The organism is Citrobacter sp. Cu233 (assembly GCF_030332225.1).
In the GTDB taxonomy this organism is placed as follows: domain Bacteria; phylum Pseudomonadota; class Gammaproteobacteria; order Enterobacterales; family Enterobacteriaceae; genus Citrobacter.
On sequence record NZ_JAOWIF010000028.1, the window covers coordinates 434,804 to 447,995 of the forward strand.

At 49.8% G+C, this 13,192-nt stretch carries 11 protein-coding genes; 5 read left to right on the top strand and 6 right to left on the bottom strand.

All coding sequences use genetic code 11. The features are described 5' to 3' along the window. Positions 1 to 25 precede the first annotated feature (25 nt). Positions 26 to 1,258, bottom strand: coding sequence for an MFS transporter (locus OGX95_RS02870; protein ID WP_286628251.1), 1,233 nt, complete (start codon positions 1,256 to 1,258; stop codon positions 26 to 28). Positions 1,259 to 1,554: 296 nt separating this feature from the next. Here OGX95_RS02870 and ybjG point away from each other — a divergent pair, with 296 nt between their 5' ends. Further along, positions 1,555 to 2,163 carry an undecaprenyl-diphosphate phosphatase gene (ybjG, locus tag OGX95_RS02875; protein ID WP_286628252.1) on the top strand — a complete coding sequence of 203 codons (609 nt, stop codon included), beginning with the start codon at positions 1,555 to 1,557 and terminating at the stop codon, positions 2,161 to 2,163. Positions 2,164 to 2,227: 64 nt separating this feature from the next. Beyond that, a complete protein-coding gene (deoR, locus tag OGX95_RS02880) occupies positions 2,228 to 2,986 on the top strand; it encodes a DNA-binding transcriptional repressor DeoR (protein WP_048212169.1) in 759 nt (252 codons plus the stop codon). Between the two features lie 48 nt (positions 2,987 to 3,034). On the opposite strand, the gene dacC is transcribed toward deoR, so the two are convergent. After that, positions 3,035 to 4,237: a serine-type D-Ala-D-Ala carboxypeptidase gene (dacC, locus tag OGX95_RS02885; protein ID WP_137384369.1), complete on the bottom strand. Its 1,203-nt coding sequence runs from the start codon at positions 4,235 to 4,237 to the stop codon at positions 3,035 to 3,037. A 327-nt stretch (positions 4,238 to 4,564) separates the two neighbouring features. Here dacC and OGX95_RS02890 point away from each other — a divergent pair, with 327 nt between their 5' ends. Continuing rightward, on the top strand, positions 4,565 to 5,191 hold the full coding sequence (locus OGX95_RS02890) for a glutathione S-transferase family protein (RefSeq protein ID WP_286628253.1): 627 nt from the start codon (positions 4,565 to 4,567) through the stop codon (positions 5,189 to 5,191). Between the two features lie 5 nt (positions 5,192 to 5,196). Here OGX95_RS02890 and OGX95_RS02895 read toward each other — a convergent pair whose 3' ends face one another. Together OGX95_RS02895 and bssR are read right to left on the bottom strand one after the other, a co-directional pair. Next, positions 5,197 to 6,294: a PQQ-dependent sugar dehydrogenase gene (locus OGX95_RS02895; RefSeq protein ID WP_286628254.1), complete on the bottom strand. Its 1,098-nt coding sequence runs from the start codon at positions 6,292 to 6,294 to the stop codon at positions 5,197 to 5,199. 102 nt (positions 6,295 to 6,396) lie between these two features. After that, complete coding sequence (gene bssR, locus OGX95_RS02900) at positions 6,397 to 6,780, bottom strand: biofilm formation regulator BssR (protein WP_286628255.1); 384 nt, start codon at positions 6,778 to 6,780, stop codon at positions 6,397 to 6,399. A gap of 231 nt (positions 6,781 to 7,011) precedes the next feature. Between bssR and OGX95_RS02905 the strand changes: the two genes are divergently transcribed. Next, complete coding sequence (locus tag OGX95_RS02905; protein WP_286628256.1) at positions 7,012 to 7,935, top strand: LysR family transcriptional regulator; 924 nt, start codon at positions 7,012 to 7,014, stop codon at positions 7,933 to 7,935. Positions 7,936 to 7,970: 35 nt separating this feature from the next. Here the strand turns inward: OGX95_RS02905 and glgP are convergent, their stop codons facing one another. Further along, positions 7,971 to 10,421, bottom strand: a complete 2,451-nt coding sequence (glgP, locus tag OGX95_RS02910) for a glycogen phosphorylase (RefSeq protein WP_286628257.1) — start codon at positions 10,419 to 10,421, stop codon at positions 7,971 to 7,973. A 457-nt stretch (positions 10,422 to 10,878) separates the two neighbouring features. Between glgP and rimO the strand changes: the two genes are divergently transcribed. Continuing rightward, entirely contained in the window at positions 10,879 to 12,186 is a 1,308-nt protein-coding gene (gene rimO / locus OGX95_RS02915; RefSeq protein WP_271449699.1) for a 30S ribosomal protein S12 methylthiotransferase RimO, read from the top strand. Positions 12,187 to 12,280: 94 nt separating this feature from the next. Here rimO and gsiD read toward each other — a convergent pair whose 3' ends face one another. Then, positions 12,281 to 13,192, bottom strand: a complete 912-nt coding sequence (gsiD, locus tag OGX95_RS02920; RefSeq protein WP_005123642.1) for a glutathione ABC transporter permease GsiD — start codon at positions 13,190 to 13,192, stop codon at positions 12,281 to 12,283.

Consider the following 13,192-nt stretch of genomic DNA (forward strand, 5'->3'; position numbering starts at 1 on the left):
GATTGCAAAGCCCGGAAACCGGGCTTTAACCTTCCCGGGAATTCCCTACCCGCTTATCTTTTAGAAAGATAACCATCAGAATCAGCCACAGCACACCGCTCGCCAGATTAAACAGACTGAACAAGCCGTTTCCACCCAACAGATAAGCATGTTTGCTCAGCTCAATACCGACGGTAAATATCAGCATTTGCAGCATACCCATTGCTGCTGAAACTGTCCCTTTGCTCATTTCACTGGCAAACAGCGTCAGGCGCACCAACCCGGCATTCGCCACGCCAATGCCAAACGCATAAAGACTTAAACCTGCCGTCATCCACAGATACGCATGAGAAGAAACAACCGTGGCCGCGGCGGCAATGATCAATCCCATAGAGATTGGCCAGCCCCCCATGATAATCAGCGAGCGCACCGTGCGGCGTGATGTCAGACGCGCCAGCACCAGGTTACCGGCAATCAGTGCGCCAAAAATCGGTACCTGAAGCAGGCCATATTCATAACTGCTGAGATGTTCGCCACTGATAATAATGATCGGGGACTGCGCAATCCACGCCAGCAATGGCAGACTGACAAAGCCCAATGCCAGTGCGCCTGCGACAAAACGCACATTCTTTAGCACCAGCTTATAATCTTTGCCCAACTCTTTAATGGAAAGCTTCTCGCCCAGACGGGTAGCCGTTTCCGGCATCGCGCGCTGCAGGCCAAAAAAGGCGATGGCAGCCAGCGCGGCAAACAGGACAAACATGCCTTCCCATGGAAGGACATGTACCCAGGCGGCCCCAACCAACGGCCCCAAAAGTGGTGCAATCAATGCTACGTTTGCCATTAACGCAGTAATTTTAATGCACACCGCTTCTTCAAAGGACTCCTGAATTGCGGCGTAACCTACCGCGCCAATAAAGCACAGGCTAATCCCCTGTAAAAAACGCAGGAAAGTAAATTGCTCAATATTTTGTGCAAACAGCGTTGCAAGGCAGGTCACAATGAACCAAACCACCCCGGTTAACATCACCGGACGACGACCAACACGATCCGACAGCGGCCCTAACAACCACTGTAAAAACATGCCGCCTGCCAGATAAGCGGTCATGGACGTTGGAACCCAATCTAAACCGGCCTGATATTGCTCCACCACCGCCAACATTCCGGGTTGGATCATATCGTTACCGATATACGTAGAGAATTCGTAAAGCACCAGACAGAGAGGGAAAAGTAATGCCTGACGTCCCAAGCGGGCGCCTGAAGATAAACGGTTCTGCATGCAATCTCTTAACAAATGAAAAAACGCGCAAAGTGTAATAAATGCGCCGTACTGGTGATAGTGAATTATGTGATTTGAAAGCAAAATGCGCACATTTTTACACTCAATTGCACGATAGCTTTTTGTTTTAAGGTTAATTTAAGTTGAGACCGCTATCATGCTCAATAAGCCTCATTAATTGTCTTAAAAAGAGTCAGTTAACAGACAAATAGGACAAGACCGCTTTTTATCGCCTGAAAGTAATTTTATGATCCCCAATAGGGGCCTTTTTAACGATTACATTGAGTCTGGATGTTATGCTGGAAAATCTGAACAATTCGCTTTTTTACCTGATCAACGCCACGCCGGACTCTGCGCAATGGACGATCTCGCTCGCCATTTTTATTGCCAAAGATCTGATTAGCATCGTACCGCTACTGGCGATCATTCTCTGGCTTTGGGGGCCGCAAAACCGCGTGACCATCCAGCGCCAGTTGGTCATAAAAATGGCGATAGCACTGATCATCGGCCTGACCATTTCATGGCTCATGGGTCATTTATTCCCTCACGACCGGCCATTCGTCAATCATATCGGCTATAACTTCCTGCACCATGCCGCAGATGACTCTTTCCCGAGCGACCACGGTACTGTTATCTTTACCTTCGCGTTGGCCTTCCTGTTCTGGCACCGCCTGTGGTCCGGAGCACTGTTGATGGTCGTCGCCGTGGCGATTGCCTGGTCACGTGTTTACCTCGGCGTACACTGGCCGCTGGATATGCTGGGGGGATTACTGGCAGGGCTGATCGGCTGCCTGAGCGCCCAGATGATCTGGCAACGATTCGGCACAACCCTGTACCACGGTTTGCAGACCTGCTATCGCACCTGCTTCGCCCTGCCTATTCGTAAAGGCTGGGTACGTGACTAACCCACGGTAAAGAGAGTAGTATTACGCGCGAAACTGAGCACTTATTCTACTCTCCAGGGGAACTATGGAAACTCGACGCGACGAGCGTATTGGTCAATTACTGCAGGCGCTGAAACGCAGCGATAAATTACACCTTAAAGAAGCCGCGACACTGCTGGGTGTATCAGAAATGACCATTCGTCGCGATCTGAATAATAACACGGCCCCGGTCGTATTGCTTGGGGGCTATATTGTTCTGGAACCCCGTAGCGCCAGCCACTATTTAATCAGCGATCAAAAATCCCGCCTGGTTGATGAAAAACGCCGGGCAGCGCAGCAGGCAGCCAGCCTCGTCCAGGCGCATCAGACCGTTTTCTTCGACTGCGGAACAACAACGCCCTGGATCATTGAAGCGATCGATAATGAATTACCGTTCACCGCAATCTGCTATTCACTGAATACGTTTCTGGTATTGCAGGAGAAACCGCAGTGCCGCGTCATTTTATGTGGCGGCGAATTCCATGCCAGTAATGCTATTTTCAAGCCACTCGATTTCCAGGAAACCCTGAATAATGTATGCCCGGATATCGCTTTTTATTCCGCAGCCGGCGTGCATATCGATAAAGGCGCAACCTGTTTTAACCTTGAGGAATTACCGGTTAAACACTGGGCGATGTCGATGGCGCAGTATCATGTTCTGGTGGTTGATCACAGCAAGTTTGGGAAGGTGCGTCCCGCGAGGATGGGTGAATTAAAACGCTTTGATACCATCATCAGCGATAACCGCCCGGATGATGCGTTTGTCGAGTACGCCAAAGCGCAGCATATCAAGTTGATGTACTAAATTTGTGCCGGATGACGGTGCTATCATATCGTCATCCGGCATCAGAAATTAAGAGAACCAGCCACCAAACCACTGGTGGAATTTCATCATAACGAAGTCCCACATCCGGCTAAAGAATCCCCCCTCTTCCACCGCTTCCATCACCATCAACGGACGCTGTTCAATAGATTTTCCGTTCAACTGGAAGTCGATTGTCCCCACAACCTGGCCTTTCTTCAGTGGCGCGGTCAGTTGTGGCTCTGTCAGAGTAAAGCTCGCCTTCAGGTTTTTCAACTGACCGCGCGGAATGGTCACAGACCCACCTTCCCCAGCGCCCAGATTGACTTCACTCTTATCACCAAACCAGACACGTTGGGTAACAAAGGTGGCGTCCGGTTTAATCGGCGTAACGGTTTCAAAGAAGCGGAAACCCCATGTCAGCAGCTTTTCGGATTCATTAAAGCGAATGCGATCGGTTTTTGCCCCCAGCACAACGGAGATCAAACGCATATCGCCCTGTGTCGCGGATGCAACCAGGTTATAACCGGCTCCCGCCGTGGTGCCCGTTTTCATACCATCCACATTCAGGTTGGTACTCCACAGCAGGCGGTTACGGTTTGGCTGGCGAATTTTATTAAAGGTAAACTCTTTCTCTTTATGAATGGCGTATTCTTCCGGCACATCGTGGATTAACGCTTTACCCAACAATGCCATATCACGCGCGGTACTGAACTGCCCCGCGGCATCCAGACCATGTACCGTCTGGAAGGTCGTGTTCGTCAGTCCCAGTTTTTGCGCATAGCCGTTCATCAAACCAATAAACGATTCCTGGCTTCCGGCAACATAATCAGCGAGCGCAATACAGGCATCATTACCAGACTGAATGATCACGCCTTTGTTCAGATCGGACACCGCAACCTGATCGCCAGGCTTGAGGAACATCACCGAAGAGCCGCGCAGGGCCGGATTCCCGGTAGCCCAGGCATCTTTCCCGACGGTAACCATGTCATTCAGATTAATTTTTCCGGCTTTTAGCGCCTGACCGACCACATAGCTGGTCATAATCTTGGTCAGACTGGCGGGATCCAGTTTCTCATCGGCATTACCTTCCGCCAGCACTTTGCCGCTGGCGTAATCCATTAAGATCCACGCACGTGCGTCAACGCTCGGCGGGGCCGTTGGTTGTTCCGCCGCCTGTACGGTCGGCGCAAAAAGGATTAAGAGTGCTGAACCTGCAGCAAGGCTGCGTAGGGAAGAGAAGTATTGCGTCATAAATGCCACCCGAGTATCCATTCCAAAAAACCACGTCATACCACACCGTGTTTACACAAAACCGGCCAAGTTGCCTCAGCCAACCATACAGAAAAGTTCTGATGGATGACGTGTAAAATAAGTGCGGTGAGTAATAACGCACTAACGAGCTTAAAGAAACCGTAAGTTGGTAAAGTTTTTAAAGTTTATGCAATAACGCTGCGCTGTGCTGCTCTCATCACGATTTTTTTGCGCCTTGTTGCGTAAATATTAGGTTTACCCCACCATGTGAGCGAGTCAGATAGAGAATGCGGCCATAAAGCTGCTCAATTAATTTACGGGGTTACTATGATTACACTGTGGGGTCGCAATAATTCGACCAACGTAAAAAAAGTATTGTGGACACTCGAAGAACTGGAACTGCCGTACAGCCAAATTCTGGCTGGCGGACAGCATGGCGTAAATCATGACGCAGACTATCTGGCGATGAACCCTAACGGGCTGGTTCCACTGCTACGCGATGACGAAACAGACGTCTTGCTGTGGGAATCAAATACCATTGTCCGCTACCTGGCAGCCCAATACGGGCAAAAACGACTGTGGGTTGACGCCCCGGCGCAACGCGCCGAGGGCGAAAAATGGATGGACTGGGCTAACCAGACGCTGAGCCCTGCACATAGGGTTATCTTATTTGGTCTGGTCAGAACCCCTGCGGATCAACGCGATCAGGCAGCCATCGAGGCCGGTGCGAAGGTCTGCGATAACCTGTTTGCCATTCTCGACAACGCACTGGCTGACCGGGCGTGGTTCTCTGGCGCTGAATTTGGCACTGCGGACATCGCCGTCGCGCCGTTCATCTATAACCTGTTTAATGTCGGCTTGAGCTGGACGCCACGCCCTCACCTGGAACGTTGGTATCAACAGCTCACCGAACGCCCGGCATTCCAGAAAGTCGTGATGATCCCGGTTAGCTAATCCTATCAGGGACTCACTTTCAGTAATTCCCCGTCGGACTCGTCGGTTAATACATACAAATAGCCGTCTGGTCCGACGCGCACATCGCGGATTCGCTGCCCTCTGTCATGCAAAATACGCCCGTCTTCCGTCACTGTATTGCCTTTCACGCTTAACACAATCACCCCCTGTTCTTTCAGCGCGCCAATAAACAGTTTGTGTCGCCACTGTGGGAACGTATCGTGGTTATAAAAGGCCATCCCACTGACTGCAGGTGATTTTTCCCAGTAAAAGATAGGCTGCTCAGTGCCCGCCACAATTGTGCCTTTTGCTTCGGGGATGTTGAAACCACTGTAGTTAACACCCCATGTCGCGATTGGCCATCCATAGTTTTTACCTTTCTCGGGGATATTGATCTCATCTCCGCCACGCGGACCATGCTCGTTGAGCCATAACGCATTACTCCAGGGATTCATCGCCATCCCCTGCGGATTACGGATCCCATACGACCATATTTCAGCCCGCGCGCCAGTCTGATTCACAAACGGGTTATCCGGTGGAATTTTGCCCTCGTCCGTTAGTCGAACCACCTTGCCCTGTAATTTATCCAGCTCCTGAGCGGTTATACGCTGGTTATTCTCGCCAAGGCCGATAAACAGATAACCTTTGCCATCAAATACCATGCGCCCGCCAAAATGGTTCCCGGTTGATAACTTAGGCATTTGGCGGAACACCGTCTGGAACCCCTGCAAGTGTTTATGATCGTCACTTAACCGCCCGTAGCCCACTGCTGTCCCGGCTCTCCCTTCACTGTCAGCTTCCGCAAAGCTAAGCCACACCCGCCGGGATTGTGCAAAATCCGGCGCTAACACCACATCGAGCAAGCCGCCCTGGCCATGCGCCCAAACCTTAGGTACGCCGGTCAGTGGGTCAGAAAGCCCCTTATCGGGTTGCCAGAGCCGAAGCTGCCCTCCTCTAAGCGTAATCAGCATACTGCGATCATCCGGTAAAAAGGTCAGCGACCACGGGTGGTCGAGTTTGGTTTGCAGGACCTCCACCCTGACGGCAGCGGCATAGGGGGAAAGCAACGCCAATGAGGCAACACAGAGAAAGAGTCGACGCATAGCACCTCCTTAATGGCTCTGCTTAAAGCGTAGCCAGCAAGGGGAATTATCCCGCCACTTTTACATAATCTTAACGAAAAGGGGGAGCGCCCTCCCCCTGGTTCAGATGTGTTCCAGCGTTGAATAAGCTTGCAAACTCTGGATGCTCAGCGTCAGCGTTGTCAGGCAGTTTTCCAGTTTCTCTGCGTTAACGGCAATAAAGTTCGGACAATCATGATGTCCACTCATCAGACAAACAGCGGTGGCGGCTAATGCCCCTTCTGCACGACGAAGGGCATTCCACTCTTCCTGATCAAGATGCATACCGTGGCGCTGTGATTGATCGTGCAATTCGCGATTCAGTTCAAAAAAGTTATCACGCAGACGATCGCTCTCGCTGACTGACATATAGCCTTTCGCTTTTCTCAACAGCAGATAAGCGGCAAGATCGATGCGGGCGTTTATCAATTTGTTGAGAAGATCGGTTCTCAGTCTGTCAACAACCATACCTTGTTCCTCCTCTTTCCAACCATGGTGCAACTTAATAGTATGGTTGTTTTTTGAACAAATTGATGCTCTACATCAATAAAGCCTAATTGATTAACATAATTTACAATGTTACAACCTTCGGCATGATGCCGGTGTTGCACTTACACAAAACATCTCGTTTCTGGCGCACCGAACATTTTTTGCTATACCTGAAGTGATTACTGCCATAGCGCTGATTATGAGGGATTTATGTCAAAAGCAAGTGATGCAGAAAAAATACGCACACTATCCAAAATAGATCTGAATTTGCTGACAATTTTCTGTTTGATCTATAGCGTTGGCAGTATTTCCAGAGTCGCTGACATGCTTAACATTTCACCTTCTGCCGTCAGCCAGTCACTACGAAAACTGCGAGAAATGATGGGCGATAATCTCTTTGTCCGTAGCGGAAATGCGCTGTTACCGACCGTCTACTCTGATGAACTTTATGACAATACGATCCCAATTATCGACAAACTATCGGCGCTGATGCCGCTTTCCTCTCCGGCGGCGAAAAAAAGGCTAACGCTGTATACTGAGTCATTTATTTCCCCGATTGTTATTCCCGATGTCACAGCCAGAATAATCAATACCGATGCGGATATCAGTCTCCTGCACCTCACCGCTGATTTAAACGAGCAGAGCATTGTTGAGCTATTAAACATGCGCCAGGCTGATGCGGTGTTTTCAACATTTTCCGTTGAGTCAGGAAATATCACCTGCCAGAAAATATCTGATATGCGGCTGGTCCTTGTAGCCTCGCAGAATAATGTATTATACGGAAATGCAATGACAGAGGAGCAGTTCAGAAGTGCCAACCTGGTGGGCTACAATACCAAGAATGAAAAAATAATTTACCACCGGAGTATTGTGGATAAAAAATTCAGAACCGGTGAACGTTGTCTGCTTACCTCTTCTTTTACGGCCATACTCACTATTGTGTCCACAACCCAATGCTTAGGGGTGATCCCGGAAAAGGTATTTGAAACACACGCGCATCTGTATGGTCTTAAAAAGATAAACACACCATTTCCATTACCGCAATTTAGTGTATTTTCTTCTTTACGCAAAGATGGTGCAGCCTATCAAATACTGTCACCCATTCTGGCTGATTTACAAACAACCTCCCGGTGATAAAATCCCGGGAGGCCAGATGCCGCCATTAATAACTACACGCGGATTTTAGCGATACGCCAGATATGGTCAGCATATTCCTGTACCGTTCTGTCCGACGAGAAATACCCCATATTAGCAATATTATGCATCGTCTTTGTCGTCCACTCGCGGGGATAACGATATAACTCATCCACCGAATCCTGGCAGTCCACATAGCTGCGGTAATCCGCTAGTACCTGATAGTAGTCGCCAAAGTTGATTAACGAATCCAGTACATCTTTGTAGCGTCCGGGCTCTTGCGGGCTGAACATCCCCGTGCCAATTTGCGTCAGTACCTGATGTAACTCCGCATCGTTTTCAAAAATACAGCGCGGGTCATAGCCATCGCGACGCAGCGCATCAACCTCACTCGCCGTATTCCCAAAGATAAAGATGTTATCTTCCCCAACGTATTCACGCATTTCTATATTCGCGCCATCCAGCGTACCGATTGTTAGCGCCCCATTCAGCCCAAACTTCATGTTGCTGGTACCGGATGCTTCCGTCCCGGCCAGGGATATTTGTTCAGAAAGATCGGCTGCCGGAATGATCATTTGCGCCAGGCTGACGCTGTAATCCGGGATAAACACCACCTTCAGCTTGCCGCCGATTTGCGGATCGTTATTCACTAATCTCGCCACATCATTAATTAAGCGAATGATCTGTTTCGCCATGTGATAGGACGACGCCGCTTTTCCCGCAAAGATATTCACACGCGGAACCCAGCTGGCATCCGGTGCCGCTTTAATGCGGTTGTAGCGAGTAATGACATGGAGCACATTCAGTAACTGCCGCTTATATTCATGAATACGCTTCACCTGCACATCAAACAACGCACCAGAATCCACCACCACCCCATACTGTGTTGCAATATGGTGCGCCAGTCGCTGCTTGTTTGCTCGTTTCGCTCGATGTACCGCCTCATTCACCGACGGATAATCAATATACTGCTTCAACTCGCCCAACTGCATTAACTTAGTCCGCCAGCTATCACCGATATTCTCATCCAGCACTTTTGCCAGCGGAGGATTAGCCAACGCCAGCCAGCGGCGAGCCGTGACACCATTGGTCACATTGGTGAAACGCAGCGGAAAGATGCGTGCAAAATCAGCAAACAGCGATTCCGTCATCAATTTGGAATGCAGTGCCGACACGCCGTTTACCTTATGACTGACCACGACTGCCAGCCAGGCCATGCGCACCACACGACCATGAGATTCATCAATGAGCGATACACGTTTCAACAGCTCACTGTCATCACGATATCGCTCCTGCAACGTTTTCAGAAAGCGATCGTTAATGTCGAAAATAATCTGCAAGTGACGCGGCAAAATTCGACTCAGCATCTCGACCGGCCATGTCTCCAGCGCCTCACTCATCAGCGTGTGATTGGTGTACGAAAAAATCTGACAGGTCACATCAAACGCGTTATCCCAACTGAACTGGTGATAGTCAATCAGCAGGCGCATCAGTTCCGGAATTGCCAGGACCGGGTGAGTATCATTGAGGTGAATCGCAATTTTATCCGCCAGATTATCGTAAGTCCGGTGCAACTGGTAATGGCGACTCAGGATATCCTGAATCGTTGCCGAGGCCAGAAAATAAGCCTGTCGCAAGCGCAATTCACGTCCTGCATCGGTGGAGTCATCCGGATACAGGACCCGTGAAATCCGATCAAAGTGGTATTTATTTTCCACTTCGGTTGCAAAGTCATCATGTGGATTTAATTTCCCGACATTGACCTCACTATTCACCTGTACATTCCACAGCCGCAGCGTATTCGTCATGTCGGTCGCATAGCCGGGAATAATCTGGTCATGTGCGACAGCCAGAATATCCTCGGTTTCAATCCAGCGGGCTTTATTCCCCTCCAGTTGCACGCGTCCGCCAAAACGCACTTTATAATGCGTATTATGACGTTTGAACTCCCATGGGTTCCCGTATTCCAGCCAGTAGTCCAGAGACTCTTTTTGAACACCATCAATGATATTTTGTTTAAACATACCGTAATTGTAACGAATACCGTAACCGCACCCAGGTAAGCCCAGAGTTGCCAGCGAATCAAGGAAACAGGCCGCCAGACGACCAAGGCCGCCATTTCCGAGCCCTGGGTCATTCTCTTCGTCGATCAGATCTTCCAGATCCAGCCCCATGGCCTCGAGCGCGCTCCGGACTTCATCATATAAGCCCAAAGAGAGTAGTGCATTGGAGAGCGTGCGGCCGATGAGAAACTCCATTGACAGATAATAAACCTGGCGGGCATCCTGAGAGAATTGTGCCCGATTAGAGCGGTGCCACCGCTCAACCATTCGATCGCGTACAGCATATAACGTCGCATTCAACCACTCCCTTTTCGTGGCAATTGCGGGATCTTTACCGATAGTAAATAAAAGCTTATTCGCAATATCATCTCTCAGCTTATCAACATCAGAATCCGGGGCAACCGGAAGCGGTGAAATATACATATGAACATTACCTTTCATAATATTGTAGGATACGTAACAGACAGGTGAATTATTTAAAATTTGCTTTGCGAGCGTCAGCTTTATTTCGAATTACTTCATGACTGGCGAGGAAACTTAACTCTGACATTAATACCCGCCAACTCAGCCCCGTAGCCAGAGAGATATAATATAAACTCACTCCGTTAGCATACAGTGTTTTAGCCATTTCAAGTTTCGACTTTAAAACAATATCTTTCAAAATAAACCTCATTAATAACGCTCGACGAGATAAAATTTACGATAATAAGTTTATATAGCCAAGAAGTGGCACTTAAAGCCGGAATTAGACTCGCTAAACACCTTTCACTAACAGAAACACGTTATGAGTATTCTCTGCGTGTTATGCCGATCAGATATAGATGTAGTGTGAAGGCATCTGTATAATCCCCCGATTACGAGCAATGTACAGTATAAGAAAATGGCAAAAATTGGTTTTATATCACTAGGTTGTCCGAAAAACCTCGTCGATTCTGAGCGCATCCTGACCGAACTTCGTACCGAAGGCTATGATGTTGTGCCAAGCTACGACGATGCGGATATGGTTATCGTTAACACCTGCGGCTTTATTGACAGCGCAGTTCAGGAGTCACTGGAAGCCATTGGCGAAGCGCTGAACGAAAACGGCAAAGTGATCGTCACTGGCTGTCTGGGCGCCAAAGTCGATCAGATCCGTGAAGTCCACCCGAAGGTACTGGAAATTACCGGACCGCACAGCTACGAACAGGTTCTGGAGCACGTGCATCACTACGTGCCGAAGCCAAAGCACAACCCGTTCCAGAGTCTGGTTCCTGAGCAAGGTGTCAAACTGACCCCGCGCCATTATGCCTATTTGAAGATTTCTGAAGGCTGTAATCACCGCTGCACATTCTGCATTATTCCATCCATGCGTGGTGATCTGGTGAGCCGTCCGATTGGCGACGTTCTTAGCGAGGCTAAACGTCTGGTCGATGCAGGCGTGAAAGAGATTCTGGTGATCTCCCAGGATACTTCTGCTTACGGTGTGGATGTGAAGCATCGTACCGGTTTCCATAACGGCGAGCCGGTTAAAACCAGCATGGTTGACCTGTGCGAACAGTTGTCAAAACTGGGCATCTGGACCCGTCTGCACTACGTCTATCCTTATCCGCACGTAGATGATGTGATCCCGCTGATGGCGGAAGGGAAAATCCTGCCGTATCTGGATATCCCACTACAGCACGCCAGCCCGCGTATTCTGAAACTCATGAAACGCCCGGGTTCTGTGGACCGACAGCTGGCGCGTATTAAACAGTGGCGTGAAATCTGCCCTGAACTGACCCTGCGTTCAACGTTTATTGTTGGCTTCCCGGGCGAAACCGAAGAAGACTTCCAGATGCTGCTCGACTTCCTCAAAGAAGCACGTCTGGACCGCGTCGGCTGCTTTAAATACAGTCCGGTAGAAGGAGCAGGAGCCAACGATCTGCCAGATCAAATCCCGGAAGAAGTAAAAGAAGAACGCTGGAACCGCTTTATGCAGCTGCAGCAGCAGATCTCTGCTGAACGTTTGCAGGAGAAAGTAGGCCGCGAGATTCTGGTCATCGTTGATGAAGTTGACGAAGAAGGCGCGATTGGTCGAAGTATGGCTGATGCTCCTGAAATCGACGGTGCGGTATATCTGAATGGCGAAACCAACGTGAAGCCTGGCGATATCATCCGCGTGAAAGTCGAAAACGCAGATGAATACGACCTGTGGGGCACGCGCGTTTAAATAATCGTAACCTCACCGTAGGCCGGATAAGGCATTTATGCCATCATCCAACAATGCCTGATAAGATGCTAACGCGTCTTATCAGGCCTACGCGTTATCCTTTGATCTTCGGATCCAGCGCGTCGCGCAACCCATCCCCCAGCAGGTTAAACGCCAGCACCGTCAGGAATATCGCCACCGCCGGGAAAATCGCCACGTGGGGCGCGATCACCATATCAGCCCGCGCTTCATTGAGCATGGCTCCCCATTCCGGCGTCGGCGGCTGTGCCCCTAACCCCAGGAATGACAGACTTGCGGCAGAAATTATTGACGTCCCGATACGCATGGTGAAAAAAACCACGATTGAAGAGACCGTACCCGGCAAAATATGGTTAAAGATAATGGTCGCGTCGCTGGCACCAATGCTGCGTGCTGACTCAATAAATGTTTGTTGCTTAAGAACCAACGTATTGCCACGAACCAGTCGCGCAAAAGCCGGAATAGAAAACACCGCAACCGCAATAATCACATTCGCAATCCCGCTTCCCAGCACCGCCACCACTGCTATTGCCAGCAAAATCCCTGGAAAGGCAAACAGTACGTCACAGATACGCATAATCAGCCGATCCCACCAGCCTTCGTAATATCCGGCCAGCAGGCCCAGCACCGTGCCAATCGCCGCACCAATAAAGACAGCAAAGACCCCAGCCGCCAGCGAAATTTGTGCGCCAACCAGTACGCGGCTAAAAATATCCCTGCCTAACGAATCCACGCCAAACCAGTGCAGCATCGACGGTCCGTCATTCAGCCGGTCGTAATCGAAGTAGTTTTCAGCATCAAACGGCGTCAGCCAACGGGCAAAGATGGCCACCAGGATCAGGGCCAGCACAAATAACCCCGCGATCATCGCAACATGTTGACGACGAAAACGACGCCAGAACTCATGCCACGGCGTACGTATTTGCTCTGGCTTAACGAGGGGCATCGCATTTAAAATCGCCTGTCGGCGCCAGTTAAAAAATCGCAT